22 protein-coding genes and 2 tRNA genes are annotated in these 25,172 nt (G+C 61.1%); 16 read left to right on the forward strand and 8 right to left on the reverse strand.

The features are described from left to right. Positions 1–171: 171 nt before the first annotated feature. Positions 172–1,179 carry a DUF481 domain-containing protein gene (locus tag BLQ55_RS10455; protein ID WP_092253728.1) on the reverse strand — a complete coding sequence of 336 codons (1,008 nt, stop codon included), beginning with the start codon at positions 1,177–1,179 and terminating at the stop codon, positions 172–174. 153 nt (positions 1,180–1,332) lie between these two features. Here BLQ55_RS10455 and BLQ55_RS10460 point away from each other — a divergent pair, with 153 nt between their 5' ends. The 4 genes from BLQ55_RS10460 (at position 1,333) to BLQ55_RS10475 (ending at position 6,106) form a co-directional block, all read left to right on the forward strand. After that, positions 1,333–1,686 (forward strand): MGMT family protein, encoded by a 354-nt coding sequence (locus BLQ55_RS10460; RefSeq protein ID WP_092205442.1) that lies wholly within the window; start codon positions 1,333–1,335, stop codon positions 1,684–1,686. A 44-nt stretch (positions 1,687–1,730) separates the two neighbouring features. Continuing rightward, the gene (locus BLQ55_RS10465) at positions 1,731–3,290 is read left to right on the forward strand and encodes an AmpG family muropeptide MFS transporter (protein WP_092253730.1); all 1,560 of its coding nucleotides are present in this window, start codon (positions 1,731–1,733) and stop codon (positions 3,288–3,290) included. A 129-nt stretch (positions 3,291–3,419) separates the two neighbouring features. Next, positions 3,420–5,135: a proline--tRNA ligase gene (locus BLQ55_RS10470; RefSeq protein WP_092253732.1), complete on the forward strand. Its 1,716-nt coding sequence runs from the start codon at positions 3,420–3,422 to the stop codon at positions 5,133–5,135. A 17-nt stretch (positions 5,136–5,152) separates the two neighbouring features. After that, positions 5,153–6,106 (forward strand): hypothetical protein, encoded by a 954-nt coding sequence (locus tag BLQ55_RS10475; protein ID WP_092253734.1) that lies wholly within the window; start codon positions 5,153–5,155, stop codon positions 6,104–6,106. Between the two features lie 152 nt (positions 6,107–6,258). On the opposite strand, the gene dinB is transcribed toward BLQ55_RS10475, so the two are convergent. After that, the gene (gene dinB, locus BLQ55_RS10480) at positions 6,259–7,326 is read right to left on the reverse strand and encodes a DNA polymerase IV (RefSeq protein ID WP_092205438.1); all 1,068 of its coding nucleotides are present in this window, start codon (positions 7,324–7,326) and stop codon (positions 6,259–6,261) included. Between the two features lie 283 nt (positions 7,327–7,609). On the opposite strand from dinB, the gene BLQ55_RS10485 reads away from it, so the two are divergent. From BLQ55_RS10485 to BLQ55_RS10500, 4 genes are all read left to right on the forward strand, one after another. Further along, a tRNA-Met gene (locus BLQ55_RS10485) sits at positions 7,610–7,686 on the forward strand. A 231-nt stretch (positions 7,687–7,917) separates the two neighbouring features. Continuing rightward, positions 7,918–7,994, forward strand: a tRNA-Met gene (locus tag BLQ55_RS10490). Between the two features lie 153 nt (positions 7,995–8,147). Further along, positions 8,148–10,790, forward strand: coding sequence for a bifunctional lysylphosphatidylglycerol flippase/synthetase MprF (gene mprF / locus BLQ55_RS10495; protein ID WP_092253736.1), 2,643 nt, complete (start codon positions 8,148–8,150; stop codon positions 10,788–10,790). Continuing rightward, on the forward strand, positions 10,790–12,079 hold the full coding sequence (locus tag BLQ55_RS10500; protein WP_092205015.1) for a virulence factor family protein: 1,290 nt from the start codon (positions 10,790–10,792) through the stop codon (positions 12,077–12,079). The genes mprF and BLQ55_RS10500 overlap by 1 nt, the downstream gene beginning before the upstream one ends. A gap of 258 nt (positions 12,080–12,337) precedes the next feature. On the opposite strand, the gene BLQ55_RS10505 is transcribed toward BLQ55_RS10500, so the two are convergent. Beyond that, positions 12,338–14,179, reverse strand: coding sequence for a potassium transporter Kup (locus BLQ55_RS10505; RefSeq protein ID WP_371128527.1), 1,842 nt, complete (start codon positions 14,177–14,179; stop codon positions 12,338–12,340). Positions 14,180–14,514: 335 nt separating this feature from the next. On the opposite strand from BLQ55_RS10505, the gene rimO reads away from it, so the two are divergent. The 5 genes from rimO to tsaA all read left to right on the forward strand — a co-directional run bounded on the left by rimO (position 14,515) and on the right by tsaA (position 18,706). Beyond that, positions 14,515–15,855, forward strand: a complete 1,341-nt coding sequence (gene rimO, locus BLQ55_RS10515) for a 30S ribosomal protein S12 methylthiotransferase RimO (protein ID WP_003198379.1) — start codon at positions 14,515–14,517, stop codon at positions 15,853–15,855. 237 nt (positions 15,856–16,092) lie between these two features. Next, complete coding sequence (locus BLQ55_RS10520; RefSeq protein WP_072410535.1) at positions 16,093–16,566, forward strand: GNAT family N-acetyltransferase; 474 nt, start codon at positions 16,093–16,095, stop codon at positions 16,564–16,566. An 83-nt stretch (positions 16,567–16,649) separates the two neighbouring features. Then, positions 16,650–17,360, forward strand: coding sequence for an rRNA pseudouridine synthase (locus BLQ55_RS10525; RefSeq protein ID WP_092253738.1), 711 nt, complete (start codon positions 16,650–16,652; stop codon positions 17,358–17,360). A 59-nt stretch (positions 17,361–17,419) separates the two neighbouring features. Then, positions 17,420–17,881 (forward strand): YehS family protein, encoded by a 462-nt coding sequence (locus BLQ55_RS10530; RefSeq protein WP_053182473.1) that lies wholly within the window; start codon positions 17,420–17,422, stop codon positions 17,879–17,881. Between the two features lie 126 nt (positions 17,882–18,007). Further along, positions 18,008–18,706 (forward strand): tRNA (N6-threonylcarbamoyladenosine(37)-N6)-methyltransferase TrmO, encoded by a 699-nt coding sequence (gene tsaA, locus BLQ55_RS10535; RefSeq protein WP_092253740.1) that lies wholly within the window; start codon positions 18,008–18,010, stop codon positions 18,704–18,706. 209 nt (positions 18,707–18,915) lie between these two features. Here the strand turns inward: tsaA and fpr are convergent, their stop codons facing one another. Then, complete coding sequence (gene fpr, locus BLQ55_RS10540) at positions 18,916–19,695, reverse strand: ferredoxin-NADP reductase (RefSeq protein ID WP_003184787.1); 780 nt, start codon at positions 19,693–19,695, stop codon at positions 18,916–18,918. 121 nt (positions 19,696–19,816) lie between these two features. Here fpr and BLQ55_RS10545 point away from each other — a divergent pair, with 121 nt between their 5' ends. Continuing rightward, entirely contained in the window at positions 19,817–20,743 is a 927-nt protein-coding gene (locus tag BLQ55_RS10545; RefSeq protein ID WP_176814201.1) for a LysR family transcriptional regulator, read from the forward strand. Between the two features lie 4 nt (positions 20,744–20,747). On the opposite strand, the gene BLQ55_RS10550 is transcribed toward BLQ55_RS10545, so the two are convergent. The 3 genes from BLQ55_RS10550 to BLQ55_RS10560 all read right to left on the reverse strand — a co-directional run bounded on the left by BLQ55_RS10550 (position 20,748) and on the right by BLQ55_RS10560 (position 22,796). After that, positions 20,748–21,110: a diacylglycerol kinase gene (locus BLQ55_RS10550; RefSeq protein WP_053118952.1), complete on the reverse strand. Its 363-nt coding sequence runs from the start codon at positions 21,108–21,110 to the stop codon at positions 20,748–20,750. 72 nt (positions 21,111–21,182) lie between these two features. After that, positions 21,183–21,836: a response regulator transcription factor ErdR gene (gene erdR, locus BLQ55_RS10555; RefSeq protein WP_092205021.1), complete on the reverse strand. Its 654-nt coding sequence runs from the start codon at positions 21,834–21,836 to the stop codon at positions 21,183–21,185. A gap of 213 nt (positions 21,837–22,049) precedes the next feature. Continuing rightward, positions 22,050–22,796 (reverse strand): tRNA-uridine aminocarboxypropyltransferase, encoded by a 747-nt coding sequence (locus BLQ55_RS10560; RefSeq protein WP_092205022.1) that lies wholly within the window; start codon positions 22,794–22,796, stop codon positions 22,050–22,052. 184 nt (positions 22,797–22,980) lie between these two features. On the opposite strand from BLQ55_RS10560, the gene BLQ55_RS10565 reads away from it, so the two are divergent. Further along, a complete protein-coding gene (locus BLQ55_RS10565) occupies positions 22,981–23,403 on the forward strand; it encodes a quorum-sensing-regulated virulence factor family protein (protein ID WP_003198359.1) in 423 nt (140 codons plus the stop codon). Here BLQ55_RS10565 and BLQ55_RS10570 read toward each other — a convergent pair whose 3' ends face one another. After that, positions 23,404–23,598, reverse strand: a complete 195-nt coding sequence (locus tag BLQ55_RS10570) for a hypothetical protein (RefSeq protein ID WP_003198357.1) — start codon at positions 23,596–23,598, stop codon at positions 23,404–23,406. Positions 23,599–24,053: 455 nt separating this feature from the next. On the opposite strand from BLQ55_RS10570, the gene BLQ55_RS10575 reads away from it, so the two are divergent. Continuing rightward, entirely contained in the window at positions 24,054–25,172 is a 1,119-nt protein-coding gene (locus BLQ55_RS10575; RefSeq protein ID WP_092253744.1) for an LOG family protein, read from the forward strand.

Here is a 25,172-nt window from a genome sequence, read left to right on the forward strand (position 1 = left end):
CTCAAAAGCGGGGCTTTTTTGTGCCTGTCAGTTTTTGCCAGCGCACAAAAAACTGTGGGAGCGAGCTTGCTCGCGATAACGGTGGATCAGCAACATCAACGTTGGCTGACAGACCGCTATCGCGAGCAAGCTCGCTCCCACAGGTGTGTGTGAGTGAGTGGTGAGCCCGAATTACCAGGTCACGCCGAAGCCAGCCGTGTACCGCGTCTTGCTCAAGTCACTGTCTTCAGTGCCCTCGATGACATCCTTCTCTGCCTTGAGGTTGAGCGACGCCCAGTCAGTGACCTTGTAGCGCAGCCCCACTTCAGCGTCGTAGGCGTAATCCGCCACGTCGGACAGGGGTTTGCCCACTTCGCCGTTGGTGAAGAACTCGACGCGCTTGCCGATCAGGTAGCGGTTGTAGTCCCACTTCATGGCCACGGAATAGAAGTTGTCCTTGCCGCCGTCGCGGTATTCGTAGTCGGTGCGGTTCAACAGCGAACCCAGGGAGAACGCCCCCAGCTCGTCATCCCAGAACTGGTAGCCCGGGCCGGTACCCACGACGCGCTGGCGGGCCAGGTCTTCGACTTTGTCACGCTTGTAGTTCAGGCGACCTTGCCAGAACCATTTATCCGTCAGGAACCGGTCGAGGGAATACTCCAGCCTCCAGTTGTCGGCGGAAACCACGTCATCCTGGAATTCACGGTTGTATTCGCCTTCGGCGGTGTGCCGCCATCTGCCATGGCGCGCCGAAGTCTTGAAGTCGATGTCGTAATCATCGGTATCGTTTTCCGCCCGCTGATAATCCAGCGCAGCATCGATATTGCCTTTCCACACCAGGTCCTCGACCACCGGCTTGGGCTTGAGGATCTGCTGGATACTGGCCAGTTCGACGGTCTTGGGCGCATCACCGTTTGCTAGCGTGACCTTGCCGTCCTCGGCGGCATGCAGGGCCTTGGCTTTCTCACCCGTGTAGGCATCCTGCTTGACCAGCAATTGCTGGTCGCTCTCGAGGGTCTTGACCTGTTTCCAATCGATAGGAACCGCGCCGGCGTAATCGGTCTGGATCAGCAATTTGCCGCCATCGAAAACGGTGATTTTACCGCTGAGCTTGTCGCCGTTCTTCAACCAGACGGTATCGGCAAGCAAAGGCATGGAGGCGCTGGTGACAGCTAGGCATAGCAGGGTTCTAGACAACATAAGCGATAATGGGCTCAAGTTTTCAGTGAAAAGGCGGCATTATCCCCCAGGATGACACCTCAGCAACGACTGACCTGCATATGGATGATGAGTTCATTTCTCAACCAGCCTTGTAGGAATTAATCTACGGACGGACATCCTTGGGAACCTTTTATGCGTGACACCCCAGCGGCCACCGAGAACGCCGCGCAAATCCGCCGCACCACCCTTTACCTGACCCTGGCACAAGTGCCGGCCGGCAAGGTGGTCACCTATGGCCAGCTCGCCGAAATGGCCGGCCTGGGGCGTGCGGCGCGCTGGGTCGGGCGAACCCTCAGCCAACTGCCAGGCGACACCAAGCTGCCCTGGCATCGGGTATTGGGTGCCGGTGGTCGGATCAGCCTGCCGGCAGGCAGCGCCTCAGGGGATGAACAGCGCGCACGCCTGCGCCTGGAAGGGATCAGTGTCCTGAACAATCGTGTTGATATTCAGCGCCATGGCTGGCGCCCGGTAGAGCACAGCGGTTAGAGTGCGCGCTTTGTTTTCGCAATTTTTGAGGCAGACTCCAGCCCATGCCCCGTAAAACCTGGCGCGCCGCCCTCGCCGCCTATGCCAGTCCCTCAACGCTCGTGCTGTTGCTGCTTGGCTTCGCCGCCGGCTTGCCCTACATGCTGGTGTTTTCCACGCTTTCGGTCTGGTTGCGCGAAGCCGGCGTGGCCCGCGAAACCATCGGCTACGCGAGCCTGATCGGCCTGGCGTACGCCTTTAAATGGGTCTGGTCGCCACTGCTCGACCAATGGCGCCTGCCGCTGCTGGGTAAACTGGGGCGCCGTCGCTCATGGCTGGTGCTCTCCCAGGCCTTGGTGATCCTCGGCCTGATCGGCATGGGTTTCTGCGACCCACAAAAACATCTGTCATGGTTGATCGCCATCGCCGTGATCGTGGCCTTCGCCTCCGCGACGCAGGACATCGCCGTCGACGCCTATCGCCTGGAGATCGCCGACGACACCCGCCAGGCCGCCCTTGCCGCCAGCTACATGTCCGGTTACCGCATCGCTGCGCTACTGGCCACCGCCGGCGCCCTGTTCTTCGCCGAAGGCTTCGGCTCCACTGGTTTCAGCTACAAACACTCGGCCTGGGCCGGTACCTACCTGTTGTTCGGCGTCTTGATGATCCCGGCGCTCCTCACCTCACTGTTCATGCGCGAGCCGCCGGTGCCGCTGCGCACCCAATTGCAGGCAGGGCGCTACACCTTCGTGCATCAGTTGGCGTCGGTATTCGTGCTGATCGTGCTGCTGGTCTCCGTCCCGGCGATGTTCACCCAGCTGTTCAACACCGACTTCGCCAGCGTGCTGTTCGAGGGCGTCAGCCTGCTCGACCTGCTGCTCGAAGACCGCGCCTTCCTGCGGGCCATCCTCTATACCATCCTGACCGCCCTGTGCCTGTCGACCATGGGCCGGCGCGGACTGGCGCCGGTGCTGACGCCGATCAACGATTTCATCCTGCGTTATCGCTGGCAGGCCCTGCTGCTGCTCGGGCTGATCGCAACCTATCGGATGTCCGACACGGTCATGGGCGTCATGGCCAACGTGTTCTACATCGACCAAGGCTTCACCAAGGACCAGATCGCCAGTGTCAGCAAGATTTTCGGGCTGATCATGACCCTCGTCGGCGCCGGCATGGGCGGCCTGCTGATCGTACGTTTCGGCATCCTGCCCATCCTGTTCATCGGCGGTGTCGCCTCGGCCGCCACCAACATCCTCTTCCTGATGCTGACCGACATGGGCGCCAACCTGAAGATGTTGATTGTCACCATCTCCCTGGACAACTTCAGCTCCGGCCTGGCCACTTCGGCGTTCGTCGCCTACCTGTCGAGCCTGACCAACCTGAAATTCTCCGCCACCCAATACGCCCTGCTCAGCTCGATCATGCTGTTGCTGCCGCGCTTGATCGGTGGTTATTCAGGAGTGATGGTGGAAAAGTTCGGCTACCACAATTTCTTCCTGATCACCGCCCTGCTGGGCGTGCCGACCCTGCTGCTGATCGCCTTGCACTGGTTCCAGGAGAACCGTCGCCAGGATTCGCCCCCCACCGAGGAACCGGCGCCCACCCGGCCAGCGGAAGAGTCGTAGGAAACTTCAGCAAACGCCGGGCAAACCGACGTTCGCACCTGGCGACCGGCCACGCGCCTGTACGCCAGGGCATCTCGCCCGTACAATGCTCCGTCACTTCTCGTCATCAGCAACCGACAACGGTCAACCATGCGCACCAGTCAATATTTGCTCGCCACACAGAAAGAAACGCCTTCCGACGCCGTCGTGATCAGCCATCAGCTGATGCTGCGTGCCGGCATGATCCGCAAGCTCGCTTCTGGCCTGTATACCTGGCTGCCGATGGGCCTGCGCGTCATGCGCAAGGTGGAAGCCATCGTTCGTGAAGAGATGGACGCCGCTGGCGCCCTGGAAGTATTGATGCCGGGCACCCAACCAGCCGAGCTGTGGCAGGAATCGGGGCGCTGGGAAGAATACGGTCCTGAACTGCTGCGCATCAAAGACCGTCACGGTCGCGACTTCTGTGCAGGCCCGACCCACGAAGAAGTGATCACCGACCTGATGCGCAACGAGTTGAGCAGCTACAAGCAGCTGCCGATCAACCTGTATCAGATCCAGACCAAGTTCCGTGACGAGATCCGTCCACGCTTCGGCCTGATGCGCGGTCGCGAATTCATCATGAAGGACGCCTACTCGTTCCATGCCGACCTGGCTTCGCTGCAAGTCACTTATGACCGCATGCACCAGGCGTATTGCAACGTGTTCACCCGCCTGGGCCTGAAATTCCGTCCGGTCGAAGCCGACAACGGTTCCATCGGTGGCGCCGGTTCCCACGAGTTCCACGTACTGGCCGAGTCCGGCGAAGACGACATCGTCTTCAGCAACGGCTCCGACTACGCCGCGAACATCGAGAAGGCCGAAGCCGTCCCTCGGGAAACGTCCCGCGCCGCGCCGACCGAAGAGCTGCGCCTGGTGGACACGCCGAACGCCAAGACCATTGCCCAGTTGGTGGAAGGCTACAACCTGCCGATCGAGCGCACCATCAAGACCCTGATCGTGCGGGCGGAAGAAGCCGGCAAGCTGATTGCCCTGATCGTCCGTGGCGACCACGAACTGAATGAAATCAAGGCCGCCAATCAGCCAGGCGTCGCCAGCCCGCTGGTCATGGCCACCGAAGCCGAGCTGCGCGACGCCATCGGCGCCGGTGCCGGCTCCCTCGGCCCATTGAACCTGCCACTGCCGATCATCATCGACCGTTCGGTGGCATTGATGAGCGACTTTGCCATCGGCGCCAACATCGACGACAAGCACTACTTCGGCGTGAACTGGGAACGCGACCTGCCGGTTCCAACCGTCGCGGACCTGCGCAACGTCGTGGCCGGCGACCCGAGCCCCGACGGCAAGGGCACCCTGGAAATCAAGCGGGGCATCGAAGTCGGGCACATCTTCCAGCTGGGCAACAAGTACAGCAAGGCGATGAAGTGCGAAGTGCTGGGCGAGAACGGCAAGCCGGTCACCCTGGAAATGGGATGCTACGGCATCGGTGTTTCCCGCGTGGTGGCCGCCGCCATCGAGCAGAACAACGACGAGAAAGGCATCATCTGGAGCGACACGCTGGCACCGTTCCAGGTGGCCCTGGTGCCGCTGCGCTATGAAACCGACCTGGTGCGCGAAGCCACCGACAAGCTCTACGCCGAACTGACGGCCGCCGGCTTCGAAGTGCTGCTGGACGACCGCGACAAGAAAACCAGCCCCGGCATCAAGTTCGCGGACATGGAACTGATCGGCATCCCCCACCGGATCGTCGTCAGTGACCGTGGCCTGGCCGAAGGCAACCTGGAATACAAGAGCCGCACCGAGGCCGAGCCGCAAGCGCTGCCGGTCGCCGACGTGCTGTCGTTCCTCCAGGCCCGTATCCGCCGCTGACACCAGATAGAGACGTCATGTTCAAGCGAAACACCTTAGGCCTCGGTGGCGCCGCCCTGTGCGGCGCCCTGCTGGTCAGCGGCTGTGCCAACCAAATGTCACAACGCAGCGAGCACGAAGAGCGGGTCGAGCGCAAATTGCTCGACCACAGCCTGCAAATCGACGTGGGCGAACCCAAGGTGCTCGACCTGCCGCAGCGTCGGGTGCGCATCAACGAGCAGAAAACCTTCGAAGTCACCGAGTTCGAGGTTACCCGCCATTACGATCGCTACACACCGTACCAACCCTGGCGGGAGCTCTACGAGATTCCCCTGGGCGCGGTGGCCGTCGTGGCTGGCATCGGTGCGAACGTGGTCAATGTGTTCGCCCTCGGCAACCTGCCGGACACGGCGACCCGTGACTGGATCAGCTACGGTTTCGCCGGGCTCAACCCGTTCATGAACGTCCCCTCCCATGGCCGTGCCCAGCAGAACCTGGCGGGCATCGACGAAGTCCAGCGCGACAAGCGTACGGAACACTCGAGCCTGCCCTGGAGCGAACGCCCGGTGGAGGTCAAGGCCGCCCGGCAGACCTTCGAGCTGAGCACTGACCGTAACGGCGTGCTGCGCTTGAACCTGCTGGAAAGTCCGTTCGCCGAGCAGGACCTGAGCCAGTTCGGCAAATTGCAGATCAGCGTGACGGATGCCCAGGACGAAGTGCACACCGACTCATCCCTGAGCATCAGCAGCACCTTGCGCAGCAAGCTGGTGGAAGCTCATGCGTTGATCTACGACGACTTGGAAGACGACGAGGTGAGCCAATGGGTTCATCGGGTCAAGCGCCTGTCGGAGCTGGGGCTTGAAGAAGAGGCCAGCGAACTGGAGCAGAGCCTGATCGAACTGACGCGCAACGATCCGGAGTTGCAGACCGAGTTCATGAAAGCCCTGACCAAGGATGGCGGGCGGTTGGTGGCGGATCCTGGCACTAACTGAAATATCCCCTGCGACAAGGGGATTGTGTGAGGGCAAGACCTGTGGGAGCAAGGCTTGCCCGCGATGACGTTCTCAAGGACGCTTTCGCGAGCAAGCTTTGCTCCCACAGGATTCCCTTGCCACAAGGACCGCGCCAAACAGGACACTCATCATCAGTCTCGCCGCTCGAACAACTCCAACTGCTCGAACCCTCCCCGCAAATCTTCCAGCCGCACCCCGATCCCCAATAACCGCACCGGTTTGCCGCCCCGGTTGAACGCCTGGGTCAGCAGCAACTGGTAACTGCCCAGGTCCCGCCCTGCCCCGGCCTGTTCCAGTGTGGTCTGGGTGAAGTCGTGAAACTTCACTTTGACGAACGGCTTGCCCGGTCGATAACTGCTGTCGATCCGCGCCATGCGCCCTTTGAGGGTTTCCATCAGTTCCGGCAGTTTGTCGAGACAACTCACCAGGTCGGGCAAGTCGACATCGTAGGTATTTTCGACGCTGATGGACTGCCGTCGGCTGTCGTTGTGCACCAGACGCTCATCGATCCCCCGGGCCAGGCTCCAGAGCCGCTCACCGAAACTGCCGAATTCGCGCACCAGCGCCAGCTTGTCCCACTGACGCAACTGCAGGCAATCGACGATACCGAGCCGGTTCAGCTTATCGGCGGTGACCTTGCCCACACCGTGGAGCTTGCTGACCGGCAGGGCCGAGACGAAGTCCTCGACCTGGTCCGGGGTGATGACAAACAATCCGTTGGGCTTTTTCCAGTCACTGGCGATCTTGGCCAGGAACTTGTTCGGCGCGACGCCGGCGGACACGGTGATGTGCAACTGGTTGGAAACACGTCGGCGAATGTCCTGGGCGATGCGGGTGGCGCTACCGCCGAAATGGGCACTGGCAGAGACATCCAGGTAGGCCTCGTCCAGGGACAGTGGCTCGATCAGGTCGGTGTAATCGCTGAAAATCGTATGAATTTCCTTCGACGCTTCCCGATAGGCCTCCATCCGTGGCTTGACGATGGTGAGGTCCGGACAGAGCTTCAAGGCGTGGCCGGAAGACATGGCCGAGCGCACGCCGTAGGCCCGCGCCTCGTAGTTGCAGGTGGCAATCACACCCCGTCGATCCGCCGATCCCCCCACCGCCATGGGCTTGCCGGCCAGCCGTGGATCATCGCGCATCTCGATAGCGGCATAGAAACAGTCACAGTCGACATGGATGATTTTACGTTGAGTCATAGAAAAACAGGGGTGTGGGACGAATCGGACCACCAGTATCGCACCGGCACCTGTATATAGCACCAGTAGTTTGAAAGATCCTTCGTCGGGTTCCGAAAACACCTACACATATTTACTTCTTCAATCGCAACGCCCCCTCCAATAGAGCTTCAGCCCTTGCCAGGCCTGCGTCACAGCGTCGTCACAATGCCCATACGCAAGGCTAAGCGCTTGAAGCGGAACAGGTTTTTTTGACGCCGGGGTTGACAGCGGCTCGTTCCTCTGTAGAATGCCGCCACACAGACGCGGGATGGAGCAGTCTGGTAGCTCGTCGGGCTCATAACCCGAAGGTCGTCGGTTCAAATCCGGCTCCCGCAACCAAACATCAAAAAAGGCTACTCGAAAGAGTGGCCTTTTTTGTGCGTGCTCGTTTTTGACCACACGATCAGAGACTCGCTGCTTGCGACACCCTACGCACTGCAAGTTGTAGGACAATTTCCCTTTAATTCCGCGCATTTAGGGAGGCAAGGGACGGATCGGCCGTTTATTTGCCCCCCGCATCTTTTAACGGTTGACACTCGGGCGTTCGCCTGTAGAATGCCGCCACACAGACGCGGGATGGAGCAGTCTGGTAGCTCGTCGGGCTCATAACCCGAAGGTCGTCGGTTCAAATCCGGCTCCCGCAACCAAACACCAAGAAAGGCTGCTCGAAAGAGTGGCCTTTTTTGCGTCTGGCGAAAAAAGCTCTACATTACAAAGATTTTGTAATTATTTTCCTTCGCGGGGATTGGTAACTTGGCTGGATACCCCCATCCTGTCGCGCATAGCTCAAGAGGTGATTGATGCGCGCCCACTCGTCTGACCCGCAAGACTCCGTTACTGCGACACAACCGATCAAAGCCGAGCGACTGCGCTGGCTGGATCGGATCAGCCAGTACCGCCAGCCCATCGGCCTCGCGGTCACGCTGCTGCTGTTTGCGATTGCATTGATTGCTTGCCGCCATCTGCTGAGCGAACTCGATCTGTACGCTCTGCACGACTCGATTCTTGAAGTGCCCCGGCCCGCCCTGCTTGGTGCGATCGCCGCCACGGTCGTCGGCTTCATCATTCTTCTGGGCTATGAATGGTCCGCCAGCCGTTACGCCGGTGTGACGCTGCCGCCACAAACCATGGTCCTGGGCGGGTTCACCGCGTTCGCCATCGGTAACGCCATTGGCCTGTCGCTGCTGTCGGGAGGGTCGGTTCGCTACCGCCTGTATGCGCGCCATGGCCTGGGGGCATCGGATGTCGCCCATATGACGCTGTTCGCCAGCCTGTCCCTGGGCTGCGCGTTGCCGCCGCTGGCGGCCCTGGCGACACTCAGCAACCTGCCCGCCGCGTCTGCCGCGCTGCACTTGCCTGCCGCCTTGCTGGGGACCATTGCCGCGGCGGTGCTGCTGCTCACCAGCGTATTGGCCATCGGCATTTACCGCCGGCGCCTGCCGGAACAGCCGCATCGGGACAGCCTTCTGGTAAAGGCCGGGCGTCGCACGCTGCGCCTGCCGGGTCGACGCCTGACTTTCCTGCAACTGGTGATCACCGCGCTGGATGTCGCCGCGGCCGCCACCGTGTTGTATCTGTTGCTGCCCGAGGCACCGCCGTTCGGCGCTTTCCTGCTGGTGTACCTGCTGGCCCTGGCTGCCGGCGTACTCAGCCATGTACCGGGTGGGGTCGGGGTATTCGAGGCGATCCTGCTGGCCGCGTTCGCCGACAAACTCGGTGCCGCACCGCTGGCCGCCGCGCTGTTGCTGTATCGCTTGATCTACGTGCTGCTGCCGATGCTGGTGGCCTGCGTGTTGCTGCTGATCAACGAGGCGCAACGGCTGTTCCAGACCCGCCAGAGCCTGCGGGCGGCGTCGGGTTTCGCCGCGCCGATCCTGGCGGTGCTGGTGTTTCTCTCGGGCGTGGTGCTGCTGTTTTCCGGCGTGACACCGGAAATCGACACCCGCCTGGAGCACATCGGCTTCCTGATCCCCCATCGACTGGTGGACGCTTCGCACTTTGGCGCCAGCCTGGTGGGCGTGTTGTGCCTGTTGCTCGCCCAGGGCCTGCGCCGTCGCCTGTCGGCCGCCTGGATGCTGACCACGGTTCTGTTGCTGGTGGGCGCCCTGCTCTCGCTGCTCAAGGGCTTCGACTGGGAAGAAGCCACGCTACTGACCCTGACGGCCGCCCTGCTGGCGGTATTCCGGCGCTCCTTTTATCGTCCGAGCCGCCTGACTGAACTGCCGTTTTCCCCGCTGTTCCTGATCGCCAGCCTCTGCGTGCTCGGCGCGTCGATCTGGCTGCTGCTGTTTGCCTATCAGGACGTGCCCTACAGCCACCAACTGTGGTGGCAGTTCACCCTCGATGCTGACGCCCCTCGCGGCCTGCGCTCGCTACTGGGCGCCGCAGTGCTGCTGGTGGTGGTATCCCTGACCTGGCTGCTGCGCACCGCGCGTCCGGTGATCCATCTGCCGACGGCAGAGGAACTGGAGCGGGCCAAGACGATTCTCATGACCTCCTCGCAACCCGACGGCGGCCTGGCCCTGACCGGTGACAAGGCGCTGCTGTTCCACCCCAACGACGAGGCGTTCCTGATGTATGCCCGCCGTGGTCGCAGCCTGGTGGCGCTGTATGACCCGATCGGTCCGACCCAGCAACGGGCCGAAATGATCTGGCAGTTCCGCGACCTGTGCGACATCTACCACGCCCGTCCCGTGTTCTATCAGGTGCGCGCCGAAAACCTGCCGTACTACATGGACATCGGCCTGACGGCCATCAAGCTGGGCGAGGAAGCACGGGTCGACCTCAAGCGTTTCGATCTCGAAGCCAAGGGCAAAGAGATGAAGGACTTGCGCTACACCTGGAACCGCGGCACCCGTGACGGCCTGTCGCTGGAGATCCACGAACCGGGCCAGGCGCCGATGGATGAGCTCAAGGTCATTTCCGATGCCTGGCTGACTGGCAAGAACGTGCGGGAAAAAGGTTTCTCCCTGGGGCGTTTCAGCGATGACTACCTCAAGCATTTCCGCATCGCAGTGATTCGTTTCGAAGGCCGGCCGGTGGCGTTCGCCAACCTGTTGGAAACCCACAGCCACGAACTGGCCAGCCTCGACCTGATGCGCGCCCACCCCGAGGCGCCGAAACTGACCATGGAGTTCATGATGGTCGGCCTCATCCAGCATTATAAAAACCATGATTACGCCCGCTTCAGCCTCGGCATGGTCCCGCTGTCGGGCCTGCAACCGCGACGCGGTGCGCCGTTGACCCAGCGCCTGGGCTCGATGGTGTTCCGCCGTGGCGAGCAGCTCTATAACTTCCAGGGGCTGCGCCGCTTCAAAGACAAATTCCAGCCTGACTGGGAACCTCGTTACATGGCCGTGCCCGCCGGACTCGATCCGCTGGTGGCGCTGGCCGATACTGCCGCCCTGATTGCGGGCGGCCTGACCGGACTGGTGAAACGCTGATGATGCAACGCTCCTGGCGATATGTAGTGGCCGCCCTGCTGGTGCTGGCCGTGATTCTCGGTGGCGGTTACTGGTACTGGAACCGCCCGGCCCCGCAACCAACCCTTGAACAACTGGCGCCCGCCGATGGCGCAGCGCTGACCCGGGTCACTCCCGGCACCAAGGCACGTGCCCGGGTGCTGGTGGCCGTCAATGAAGACCAGAAGCTCAACGACACGCAATTGACGACCCTCAGCCGCAGCGGCTCGGCCCAGATCGTCCAGGTGATCCTGCCCAAGGACTGCATGTTGCAAGGCCGTGCCCTGCAGGCCGGCCTGAGAGAGCTCCAGGGCCCGGCCACGCTGGTCAGCGGCATCGGCCCTGGCGCCGTGCTGGCCTGGCGCTGGCTGGCTGAACAGAAGGACGACAAGGCCAAGGCCGTTTCAGTGGACCTGGCCCTGGAAAAACCCGGCTGCACCCATCTGCTGCCCAAAAAGGCAACCCACGGCCATTGGCTGGTGGCTTGGAACGATAACCCTGACGACACCAGCGCCGGTTTCGTACGGGACCAATCGAATGCCGAGACCAGCATCAGCGACTACGATATCAACCTGCCACAAGTGCTGAATAACGAACTGCGCAAGATCCTGGTGGGCACTGACAAGGCCAAGGGCGGCCTGAGCATCCCGGTAGTGGAAGTCCCGGCCAGCCAGACACGGGACACCGTCACCCTGTTTCTCTCCGGAGATGGTGGCTGGCGCGATCTGGACCGCGACGTCGCCGATGAAATGGCCAAGATCGGCTACCCGGTGGTCGGCATCGACACCCTGCGCTACTACTGGCAACACAAGAGCCCGGAGCAGAGCGCGGCGGACCTGACCGAGCTGATGCAGCACTACCGGCAGATCTGGGGCACCAAGCGCTTCATCCTGACCGGCTACTCCTTCGGCGCCGACGTGTTGCCGGCCATCTACAACCGCCTGCCGGCCACCGAGCAACAACGAGTCGATGCGATCATCCTGCTGGCCTTCGCCCGCACCGGCAGCTTCGAGATCGAAGTCGAAGGCTGGCTCGGCAACGCCGGCACCGAAGCCGCCACCGGCCCGGAAATGGCCAAGCTGCCGGCCGATAAAGTGGTGTGCATCTATGGCGGTGAAGAAGCCGACGAAAGTGGCTGCACCGACAAGACAGCCGTTGGCGAAGCCATCAAGCTGCCCGGTGGCCATCACTTCGACGAAAACTACCCGGCCCTGGCCAAGCGCCTGGTGGACGAGATCAACGAGCGGCAGAACAAGGTTGCCGAACAGTAAGTCGATACACGCCTGACAAAAAGCCTCGGCAGCCTTGCGGTTGCCGGGGCTTTTTTGTCGCTGCGGGATTTACACAGGCCCCTCCTGTGGGAGCGAGCTTGCTCGCGATAGCGGTGTCATGCTCAACATCTTTGCAAACTGACACTCCGCGATCGTGAGCGAGCTCCCACAGGGGCTTCACTTTGGCATCAGCCTGTGTGTCGCCCACAAAAAAGCCCCCGCCGCCGCAAGGCAACGAGGGCTTTTGTTTTCCTGATGCTACATCTCGACCTGCGTCCCCAGTTCAATCACCCGGTTCAACGGCAGGTTGAAGAAGCGAAGGTTACCGTTGGCATTTTTCAGCATGAAGGCGAACAGTATCTCGCGCCAGCGGGCCATGCCCTCAAGCTTGGAGGCGATGACGGTCTCGCGACTGAGGAAGTAGGTGGTGCGCATCGGGCTGAAGTCCAGGTCATCGAGATGACAGAGCTTGAGCGCCTGCGGAACGTCCGGTTCGTCGGTGAAACCGAAGTGCAGGATCACCCGGAAGAACCCCTCGCCATAGGCATCGACCTCGAAGCGCCGCTGCGGTGGCACCCGGGGAATGTCTTCGTACACCACGGTCAGCAGCACCACCTGCTCATGCAGCACCTGGTTGTGCAATAGATTGTGCAACAGCGCGTGAGGCACGGCGTCCGAACGCGCGGTCAGGAACACGGCGGTGCCCTGGACCCGGTGCGGCGGCTGCACGCGGATGCTGCTGATGAAGATCGGCAGCGGCAACGCCCCCTCATCCAGGCGCTCTACCAGCAATTGCTTGCCGCGCTTCCAGGTGGTCATCAGCACGAACAAGGCAATACCGGCGATGACTGGGAACGCACCGCCCTGGATGATTTTCGGCACGTTGGCGGCGAAGTACAGGCCGTCCACCAAAAGGAAACCGAGTAGCACCGGAACAGCCAGCAGCGGCGGCCATTTCCACAACAGCAGTATCACGGCGGACACCAGGACCGTGGTCATCAGCATCGTACCGGTCACGGCCACGCCGTAGGCCGAAGCCAGTGCGCCGGAAGATTCGAAACCCAGCACCAGCAGCACGACACCCACCATCAGCGACCAGTTCACCGCACCGATGTAGATCTGGCCCTGCTCGGCGCTGGAGGTGTGCTGGATGTACATGCGCGGGATGTAACCGAGCTGGATCGCCTGGCGCGTCAGGGAGAACGCGCCGGAAATCACCGCTTGCGAGGCAATCACCGTGGCCAGGGTCGACAGGCCCACCAACGGCAGCAGCGCCCAGCTCGGCGCCAGCAGATAAAACGGGTTGCGCGCCGCTTCCGGGTCGCCCAGCAACAACGCACCCTGGCCGAAGTAATTGAGCACCAGCGCCGGCAACACCAGGATGAACCAGGCACGGGCAATCGGTTTGCGGCCGAAGTGCCCCATGTCGGCGTACAGCGCTTCGGCGCCGGTCAGCGCCAACACCACGGCACCGAGGATCGCCACGCCCATGCCCGGGTGAACCATAAAAAAACGCACGGCCCAGGCCGGGTTCACCGCCTGCAGCACTTCCGGATGTTGAGCGATGCCGTACACGCCCAGGGCGCCAAGCACCAGGAACCAGGTCACCATGATCGGGCCAAACAGGGTGCCGATCCGTGCAGTGCCGTGGCGCTGGATCAGGAACAACCCCACCAGCACCACCAGCGACAAGGGCACCACCCAGTGATCGATGCCTTCGAACGCCAGGCCAAGACCTTCAATGGCCGAGAGCACGGAGATCGCTGGCGTGATCATGCTGTCGCCGTAGAACAGCGCCGCGCCGATCAAGCCGCAGATCACCAGGAATGTCCGCAGTCGCGCCCTTCCCGCCGCGGCTCGCCGCGCCAGGGCGGTGAGCGCCATGATCCCGCCCTCGCCCTGGTTGTCGGCGCGCAGCACGAACATCATGTACTTGATCGACACGACCCAGATCAGCGACCAGAAAATCAGCGACAGGATCCCCAGCACCCCATCGTGATTGACAGGCACGCCATAGGCACCGGAAAACACTTCCTTGAGGGTGTACAACGGGCTCGTACCGATGTCGCCATAAACCACTCCGACCGCCGCGACCAGCATGCTCAGCGGCTTCGCTGCCGAATGCTCGGCACCTGCCACCTGACTACTTGCATGACCCATCCAACACTCCCGTTTCCCAGACCTGTCTTCTTGAACGAAGCACTATGCTTTGTTGAGGCAGCATGCGCTGTTTTACGCATTGTTACAGACGTTTTATTGACTGTAGCAATCGCCAGAACGCAAAGGCGCGAAGCATAGCGCAGCACTCGTCGCATTTCCCGGTATAAAGCTGGTCAAGTGCGTCGACCCTGGATAGAATTGCGCACTTTTTGATCAGAGGCGCGCCAGGCGCCCTGTCTCGGCAAGAGACGATCCCCCTTACACCGAGGTTAGACATGTCCACCACTACCGCGCCAGCCAATCCGAAGGTTGGCTTCGTATCCCTGGGTTGCCCGAAGGCTCTGGTCGACTCCGAGCGCATCCTGACCCAGCTGCGCATGGAAGGCTATGACGTCGTGTCCACGTACCAGGACGCCGACGTGGTCGTGGTCAACACCTGCGGCTTCATCGATTCGGCCAAGGCCGAGTCCCTGGAAGTGATCGGCGAAGCCATCAAGGAAAACGGCAAGGTCATCGTCACCGGCTGCATGGGCGTGGAAGAAGGCAACATCCGCAACGTGCACCCAAGCGTGCTGTCCGTGACCGGGCCGCAGCAGTACGAGCAGGTGGTCAACGCCGTGCATGACGTGGTGCCGCCACGCCAGGACCACAACCCGCTGATCGACCTGGTGCCGCCACAAGGCATCAAGCTGACTCCGCGCCACTACGCCTACCTGAAGATTTCCGAAGGCTGCAACCACAGCTGCAGTTTCTGCATCATCCCGTCGATGCGCGGCAAGCTGGTGAGCCGCCCGGTGGGCGACGTGCTCGACGAAGCCCAGCGCCTGGTCAAGGCCGGCGTCAAGGAGCTGCTGGTGATCTCCCAGGACACCAGCGCCTATGGCGTCGACGTGAAATACCGCACCGGCTTCTGGAACGGCGCGCCGGTGAAAACCCGCATGACCGAACTGTGCGAAGCCCTCAGCACCCTGGGCGTCTGGGTCCGCCTGCATTACGTTTACCCGTATCCGCATGTCGACGAGCTGATCCCGCTGATGGCGGCCGGCAAGATCCTGCCGTACCTGGACATCCCGTTCCAGCACGCCAGCCCGAAAGTCCTCAAGGCCATGAAGCGCCCGGCTTTCGAAGACAAGACCCTGGCCCGCATCAAGAACTGGCGCGAAATCTGTCCGGACCTGATCATCCGCTCGACCTTCATCGTCGGCTTCCCCGGCGAAACCGAAGAAGACTTCCAGTACCTCTTGGACTGGCTGACCGAAGCCCAGCTCGACCGTGTTGGCTGCTTCCAGTATTCCCCTGTGGAAGGCGCACCGGCCAACGATCTGGACCTGGACGTGGTGCCGGACGACGTCAAGCAGGACCGTTGGGAACGCTTCATGGCGCACCAGCAGGCCATCAGCTCGGCGCGCCTGCAAATGCGCATCGGCCGTGAAATCGAAGTGCTGGTGGATGAAGTGGACGAGCAAGGCGCCGTGGGCCGCTGCTTCTTCGACGCGCCGGAAATCGACGGCAACGTCTTTATCGACAACGGCAGCAACCTCAAGCCAGGGGACAAGGTCTGGTGCAAGGTGACCGATGCCGATGAGTATGACTTGTGGGCTGAACAGATCGGTTGATCTGCCGCGCTTTACAGGCTGCTGCAATACTTGTGGGAGCCGAGCTTGCTCGCGATGGCGGTGCATCAATCAGCATGAATGTTGGCTGACACGACGCTATCGCGAGCAAGCTCGGCTCCCACAGGTTCGTTCATCGCCGAAAAATTGAAAAGCCTCGCCATCCTCACAGGATGCGGGGCTTTTTTACGGCTATCGTATGGAGAAACCCAGCACATCCAGCACAAGGAACAGGCGGACATGCGCCAGCATTCGGTCATCCATACACCGAAACCGAGCGATTACCAGGAACTGACCCAGGTTTGGGAGGCGTCGGTTCGGGCCACCCATGAGTTTCTGCCAGACAGCTACATCGAACTGCTGAAAAACCTGGTGCTCACCCGTTACCTGGATGCGGTGATGCTCATTTGCACCCGGGACGCGCGCCAGCGGATCACCGGCTTCGCCGGTGTCGCGGCTGGCAAGGTCGAGATGCTCTTCATCGCCCCGCAACACCGTGGCCAGGGCCTGGGCAAGCTGTTGCTGCGCTACGCCATGGAACACCTGAACGCCAATCAACTGGACGTCAACGAACAGAACCCGCAAGCCTTGGGCTTTTATCTCAAGCAAGGTTTCGAAGTGGTCGGGCGCTCGGCAAAAGATGGCATGAACCAGCCTTACCCACTGCTGCACATGCGCTACAAGCAGCCCGACCTGAAGGCCGGACGCGGCTAAAAGCTGCATGAGGCAAATGGACCCGCGATTAACCGGCCCCAGGCAGGTACAATGCCCACCCTCTTTTTGTTACGGCCCCCGTCATGACTGACCCGATTCGTCTCTCCAAACGCCTCATCGAACTCGTCGGCTGTTCCCGTCGCGAGGCTGAGCTGTTCATCGAGGGCGGCTGGGTCACCGTGGATGGCGAAGTGATCGACGAGCCGCAGTTCAAGGTAACGACCCAGAAGGTCGAACTCGACGCCGAGGCCAAGGCCACCGCGCCGGAGCCGGTGACACTCCTGCTGAACGCCCCGGCAGGCATGGACGTAGACGCCGCGATGGCCTCCCTTGGACCGCAGACCCTGAGCGAAGAACATCGCTTCGGCAAGCGGCCGCTCAAGGGCCATTTCCTGCGCCTGACCGCCAGTGCCGACCTGCAAGCCAACGCCAGCGGGCTGCTGGTGTTCACCCAGGATTGGAAGATCTTGCGCAAGCTTACCGCCGACGCCGCCAAGATCGAGCAGGAATACGTGGTGGAAGTCGAAGGTGACATGGTCGCCCATGGCCTCAATCGCCTGAACCATGGCTTGACCTACAAGGGTAAGGAGCTGCCGGCGGTCAAGGCCAGCTGGCAGAACGAGAACCGCCTGCGCTTTGCCATGAAAAACCCGCAGCCCGGCGTGATCGCTCTGTTTTGCCAGGCGGTCGGGCTCAAGGTCGTCGCCATTCGCCGTATCCGCATCGGCGGCGTGTCCATTGGCAAGGTGCCGCTGGGCCAGTGGCGCTATCTGTCCGCCAAAGAGAAATTCTAATTTTTTCCGGCGCCGCACCGAACGCAGGCGCCCACTGCCGATTGATCAGGACTGCACACATGATTCACAACGACGTACTGCGCAGCGTGCGCTACATGCTCGACATCAGCGACAAGAAAGTCATCGAGATCATCAAGCTGGGTGGCCTGGACGTCTCCCTGGCGGACCTGGCGGGCTACCTCAAGAAAGACGAGGAAGAAGGCTTCGTGTTCTGCCCTGACGAGGTCATGGCGCATTTTCTCGATGGCCTGGTGATCTTCAAGCGTGGCAAGGACGAAAGCCGTCCGCCCCAGCCGATCGAAGTGCCAGTGACCAACAACATCATCCTCAAGAAACTGCGGGTGGCCTTCGAGCTGAAGGAAGACGACATGCACGCCATCCTCAAGGCCGCCGAGTTCCCGGTGTCCAAGCCGGAACTGAGCGCGCTGTTCCGCAAGTTCGGCCACACCAACTACCGCCCGTGTGGCGACCAATTGCTGCGCAACTTCCTCAAGGGCCTGACGCTGCGCGTTCGCGGCTGACTTTGAAGGACAGCTGAATCCTGGGGGCTTTTGTGACGAGGGAGCTTGCTCCCTCGCCGCAGAGGACCGTGTCGATTTCAGCTCTCGCGTTATCATGCCCTCTCCATCCCGCCTCGATCCCAACCCATGACCTACAGCGTCTCTCCCATCGGCTTCGTCCGCTCCTGCTTCAAGGAGAAGTTCGCCATCCCCCGCCAACCGCAACTGGCTCCGGCCGCACGCGGTGTGCTGGAGCTGGTGGCGCCGTTCGACCAGGGCGAGGCGGTGCAAGGCCTGGAGCAGGTCAGCCATGTCTGGCTGCTGTTCCTGTTCCACCAGGCCCTGGAGGACAAGCCACGCTTGAAAGTGCGACCGCCACGCCTGGGCGGCAACAAGTCCATGGGCGTGTTCGCCACCCGCGCCACCCATCGCCCCAACGGCATTGGCCAGTCGGTCGTGAAGCTGGAACGGGTCGAAGCCGGGCGCCTGTGGCTCTCGGGGATCGATTTACTGGACGGCACGCCGGTGCTCGACATCAAGCCCTACGTGCCCTACGCCGACATCATCGGCTCGGCCTCCAACAGCATCGCCAGTGCGGCGCCTGAGTTGATTGCGGTGCAATGGGCGGACACTGCCCTGCTACAAGCCCAGGACCATGCCATACGTCTGCAGGAACCCTTGGTGGAGCTGATCGAACAATGCCTGGCCCAAGACCCACGCCCGGCGTACCAGATTCCCACAGCCGAACGGGAATATGGCGCGCAGTTCTGGGATGTGGACGTTCGCTGGCATTACCCGCAACCGGGGATGATCCGGGTATTGGAAGTCGTTCCTGCCGTTCAATAAAACCCGGAAACGAAAAAGCCCGCACGGCCTTCTTCAGGCGGCGCGGGCTTTTTTACGTTCTGTCAGTTGGACCGAGTCGCGGCCATCGCGAGCAGGCTCGCTCCCACATTCGATCCGCAGTGAGCACGAGATTTGTGTTCACACAGATTCCATTGTGGGAGCGAGCCTGCTCGCGATGGCGGTCTATAGGCCACCGCAGATGCCGAGGCTTACTTCTCTACAAACGCCCGCTCGATCAGGTAGTCACCCGGCTCGCGCATACGCGGCGAAACGGTCAGGCCGAAGCTGTTGAGCACTTCACTGGTCTCGTCGAGCATGCTCGGGCTGCCGCACAGCATGGCGCGGTCGTCCTGCGGGTTGATCGGTGGCAGGCCGATGTCGCGGAACAGCTTGCCGCTGCGCATCAGGTCGGTCAGGCGGCCTTCGTTCTCGAACGGCTCGCGCGTCACGGTCGGGTAGTAGATCAGCTTGTCACGCAGGGCTTCGCCGAAGAACTCGTTCTGCGGCAAGTGCTCGGTGATGAATTCGCGGTAAGCGACTTCATTGACGTAACGTACGCCGTGGCACAGGATCACTTTTTCGAAACGCTCATAGGTTTCCGGGTCCTGGATGACGCTCATGAACGGCGCCAGGCCGGTGCCGGTGCTGAGCAGGTACAAATGCTTGCCCGGCTTGAGATCGTCCAGCACCAGGGTGCCGGTGGGTTTCTTGCTGATGATGATCTCGTCGCCTTCCTTCAGGTGCTGCAGCTGGGAAGTCAGCGGACCATCGGGCACCTTGATGCTGAAGAATTCGAGATGCTCTTCCCAGTTCGGGCTGGCAATCGAGTAAGCGCGCATAAGCGGGCGGCCGTTGGGCTGTTGCAGGCCGATCATCACGAACTGACCGTTCTCGAAGCGCAGGCCCGGATCGCGGGTGCACTTGAAGCTGAACAGAGTGTCGTTCCAGTGATGAACACTGAGGACACGCTCGTGGTTCATGTTGCTCATGTACGGGGACTCCTGGGAATGATGCCTGCGCCGATAACCTGCGCAATTGCATCGCATTCTAATGGCGGCGACAATATCTGTTAAATGGATTATTAAGATAAGGGTTATCGGTTATATCGATATGCGATTTACTCTACGTCAACTTCAAGTCTTCGTCGCCGTCGCCCAGCAGGAAAGCGTGTCTCGCGCTGCGGGCCAGCTCAACTTGTCGCAGTCGGCGGCCAGCACCTCCATCACCGAACTGGAGCGGCAATCGAGCTGCCAGCTGTTCGACCGCGCCGGCAAACGCCTGAGCCTCAATGCCCTGGGCAAACAGCTGCTGCCCCAGGCCGTGGCGCTGCTGGACCAGGCCAAGGAGATCGAAGACCTGCTCAATGGCAAGTCCGGTTTCGGCTCACTGGCGGTCGGCGCGACGCTGACCATCGGCAATTACCTGGCGACCTTGTTGATCGGCGGGTTCATGCAGCGCCATCCGGAAAGCCAGGTGAAGCTACACGTGCAGAACACTGCCAATATCGTGCACCAGGTTGCCCACTATGAAATTGATCTGGGTCTAATCGAAGGCGACTGCAGCCATCCGGACATCGAAGTGCAAAGCTGGGTCGAGGACGAGCTGGTGGTGTTTTGCGCCCCTCAACATCCGCTGGCCGAGCGCGGCCAGGCGACCATGGAAGAATTGACCCATGAAGCCTGGATTCTGCGGGAACAAGGTTCGGGCACGCGACTGACTTTCGACCAGGCCATGCGCCACCACCGCAGCGCATTGAACATCCGCCTGGAACTGGAACACACCGAAGCGATCAAGCGCGCCGTTGAATCCGGCCTGGGCATTGGCTGCATCTCACGCCTGGCCCTGCGCGACGCCTTCCGCCGCGGCAGCCTCGTCGCGGTGGAAACACCGGACATGGACCTGGCGCGGCAGTTCTATTTCATCTGGCACAAACAGAAGTACCAGACCTCCGCCATGCGCGAATTTCTCGAATTGTGCCGGGCGTTCACCGCCGGGGCCCAGCGCAGTGACGAAATCGTGCTGCCGGCCATTGCCTGAGCCGTTACAACAGGATCAGGCCCCACACCAACGCGATCATTGTCAGGGCGACGAACTGGGCAGCGCTGCCCATGTCCTTGGCGTTTTTCGACAACGGGTGCAGCTCCAGGGAGATGCGGTCGATGGCCGCCTCCACCGCCGAGTTGAGCAATTCCACGATCAATGCCAGCAGGCACACGGCAATCAGCAGCGCCTGTTCGACACGGCTGACGTTCAGGAAGAAGGACAACGGAATCAATACGACGTTGAGCAACACCAACTGACGGAAAGCCGCTTCGCCGACAAAAGCCGCGCGCAGCCCGTCCAAGGAATAGCCGGAGGCGTTGAGGATGCGTTTCAGGCCGGTCTGGCCTTTAAAAGGTGACATAGAGTGAGCAACTGATCGAAAAGGAGTGGAGAAACTAATTCAAACCCGGTCAAAAAAGCGTGAAGCGGCGCTTTAAGCCTGCGGCGAAATTGACTCAAGTTGTTGCAGCAGCAAGGCCGCCTGGGTCCGGGTGCGCACGTTCAGTTTACGGAATATCGCCGTGACGTGGGCCTTGATAGTGGCCTCCGATACGTTCAGTTCATAAGCAATCTGCTTGTTCAGCAGGCCTTCACAGACCATGGTCAACACTCGAAACTGCTGCGGCGTGAGGCTGGCCAGGCCCGCGCTGGCGGCCTTGGCTTCTTCGGACACGCTCACGGCTTCAAACGCCTGGGGCGGCCAGCAGACATCGCCGTCCAGGACCGCCTTCACGGCCTTTTGAATCATTTCAAGGGAGCTGGACTTGGGGATGAAGCCACTGGCGCCGAACTCCCGGGCCTTGACCATCACTGACGCCTCTTCCTGGGCCGAGACCATCACCACGGGGATCTGCGGGTATTGGCCGCGCAACAGCACCAGCCCTGAAAAACCATAGGCACCGGGCATGTTCAGATCCAGCAGCACCAGGTCCCAATCGGACTTCGCCGTCAACTGGACCTCCAGTTCCGCGATACTGGCCACCTCCGTCAATCGGACATCCGGGCCGAGGCCCAGGGTCACTGCCTGATGCAACGCGCTGCGAAAGAGCGGGTGATCATCGGCAATCAGGATTTCGTATGTGGCCATTTTTCAAATGATCCTGTTTTTTTATGGCAGGCTCGATGCATTCGCGCCTCGCCAAGACAACTCAAGACACCACCCTGCGGCGCCATCCACAGGGGCACGTGCAGCGCCAGACATGACGTTTCAAACACGGCGGCGACCTGGTCGGCGCCAAGCATGCCCAGCGAAGCCGGGGTGGTCAAGCAGCAAGGCCGCCCCTGAGTCCAGTATGGGCCACTATTGAGCCAATACCGTGTGCGGTGTACGAATGAAGGGTTGCAACTCGGCATGGGCCGGGGTCGATACGTTGACCTGCTGCTGCCCCTTGGCGCCCAGGTAATGCTGGCTGAACACATCGAAATAGGCATCCAGGGCCGACGCGGCGTCGCTGTCCCCCGCCAACTCCAGACACAACGCCGCCACTTCCGCAGTGCACAGGTGCTCGCTGCGGGTCGAACGACGCAAACGATAGCGCGACAGTTTGTCGGGCAGCAGGCTCAGGATCGGCAGCCGGTCGAAATACGGGCTCTTGCGGAAAATCTTCCGCGCCTCCGTCCAGGTCGCGTCCAGCAGAATGAACAACGGGCGCCTGGATTGATCGAGGTCCACCGTGTGGGTGACCCGCGATGGCTCGACGTATTCACCCGGAAACACCAGGTACGGCTGCCATTGCGGATCGTTCAGCAACGCCAGCAGTTGCTCATCGATCTCCGTGCGCGACCAGATGAACGCATGGTTGTCGCGCACCACATCGGCGATCAGCCAACCGGTGTTGCTCGGTTTGAACACTTCCTTGTTGGTCATGATCAGGCAGACCCCGGAACGGGTTTCGACGCTCGGACGCCAGGCGCACAGGCAATGGCTCTCGATCACCCGGCAGGCGCTGCACCGGGGCGCGCGCCAGCCTCGGGCCTGGATCGGCTTGATCCCTTCATCGATGCGCTGATCGCGCAGGCGGGCTACGGCGTTAGGGGCGTGATTCATCGCGGGCGACGCCGGCAGACAGGAAAACTCGACACGAACAACACTCGGCAGGGCAATAAAGGCCGGCAGTCTACCAGAGCGCACGAGCCTGTACCGTCCACCCAGGCTCACCTATAATCCCCGGCCACTGAACGCACAGTCATGTGATCGGTCGAACCACCAGTCACTGAACCAGGAGAGTTTCATGCTGCGCCTTATCGTCCCTACCGTTGCCGTTCTGCTGGCGACGTCCTTCAGCGCTCAGGCTGCGTCGCTGAAAGAACTCGAACTGAACAAGATGCTGCAGAACGTTGCCAAGGAAAGTAGCGTCGGTACGCCACGGGCGATCAACGAAGACATTCTCGACCAGGGGTATACCGTCGAAGGCACCGAGCTGATCAACCACCTCAGCGTGCAAAGCAGCCATGCCCAGAAAATGCGCGCAGACCCCAAGGCCGTGTATTTCCAGTTGGGCTCCACGGTGTGCACCAATCCGGGCTTTCGCAAGTTGATGGCCAAGGGCGCGACAATGCGCTACGAATTCACCGAGGTTAAGACCAACCGCCCGGTCGCGACCGAGCGCTTCCAGGAATCGGATTGCCCGAAACCTGCCAAGACGAAGAAGTAATCAACCCGAGCTTGCGCGCCGCTGCTCATCGTCGGCGCGCAGTTCCGCCACCAGCGCCTGAAGGTAGCGCGAGCGCCATGCCCGCCCTCCCAGTCGACGACAGCATTCCTCCTCAAGACTCACTCGATTGGCCTGCGCCGATTCCAACAGCATCAAGTACAACTGCCTGTCGAGCTCCAGAGTCACCCTGGTCATCTCTCCCGCCTCCATGCCCGATCCGCTTCAATCCATCACGTAGCACCAGCCCTGAGCGCCAAATTGCATTGCCACGCTTGTTATCAGTAAATCAGAGCGGCACGCACCCGGCCGGCAATCTGACGAGCGGCGCTATAGGGCGGTGCACTTATCCAGCGGTTGCCAACGGTCACTTTTGAGCGCCATGATCAGGACAGCAAAGATCGGCTAGATTCAGAAGTGTTCTGAGTATTTGCATCGGGCAGAAAGAGGCTGCCCGCCCAACACCTTGGCGTGCTTGTTTTTATCAAAAGGGAAAAACAGAACCCGCTGGATGGCTTGGTCGCCTTGCTGCAGACCGCATCAAGCCAGGTCAACTTCCAGGCCGCTGCCTGGGCTGACGGCGACACACGAGGTGTCGTGGCCCTGATGAATCTCTCATCCGGGCCAGGGTCCTGTTAAGAAGGAGAAGTTGAATGCCTTATAAACCGAATGACCTGCTCAGTCGTCATTTTGAGAACCTCGGCCACGACCTTACCCGCAAGGTCGAAGAACAACTCAACCTGGTGTCTCCCAACAGCCCCAACCTCCCCATTTACCGTGACATGATCCTGACTGTGCTACGCATGGCACAGGAAGATCACAACCGCTGGAATGCCAAGATCACGCTGCAGACCCTGAGGGAATTGGAACACGCCTTCCGTACGCTCGAACAATTCAAGGGTCGACGCAAGGTCACGGTTTTCGGCTCGGCCCGAACGCCTATCGAACATCCACTGTACGGCCTGGCCCGAGAATTGGGCGCTTCGCTGGCCCGCTCGGACATGATGGTCATCACCGGTGCCGGCGGTGGCATCATGGCCGCTGCCCATGAAGGCGCGGGGCGTGATCATAGCCTGGGCTTCAATATCACCCTGCCTTTCGAACAGCACGCGAACCCGACCGTTGAAGGCACGTCGAACCTGCTGCCATTCCACTTCTTCTTCACCCGCAAGCTGTTTTTCGTCAAGGAGGCCGATGCACTGGTGCTCTGCCCTGGCGGTTTCGGCACGCTAGACGAGGCGCTGGAAGTCCTGACGCTGGTCCAGACCGGCAAAAGCCCACTGGTACCGGTGGTCCTGCTGGATGTTCCCGGGGGCAGATTCTGGCAAAGCGCCCTGGACTTTATCCACGAGCAGTTGGAAGAAAATCGCTACATCCTGCCCACCGACATGAAGCTCATGCGCCTGGTGTACAACGCCGAAGAGGCCGTGGAAGAGATCAATCAGTTCTACCGCAACTTCCACTCCAGTCGCTGGCTCAAGCATCAGTTCGTGATCCGCATGAATCACAAGCTAAGCGAACAGGCACTGCAGCGGATGCAGGTAGATTTCGCCGACCTGTGCCTGAACGATTGTTTTCATCAACATGACTACAGCGGTGAAGAGCACGACGAGGCCCGGTTCAGTCACCTGACACGTCTGACGTTCACCTTCAACGCCCGTAATCATGGTCGTTTGAGGGAATTGGTGGACTACATCAACCTGCCGGAAAACTGGGCCCAACCCGCCCAAAAGCCCCATCCCCTTACCTGGGAGCCGATCAAGGTAACCTGA

Source organism: Pseudomonas sp. NFACC13-1 (genome assembly GCF_900104425.1).
In the GTDB taxonomy this organism is placed as follows: domain Bacteria; phylum Pseudomonadota; class Gammaproteobacteria; order Pseudomonadales; family Pseudomonadaceae; genus Aquipseudomonas; species Aquipseudomonas fluorescens_AA.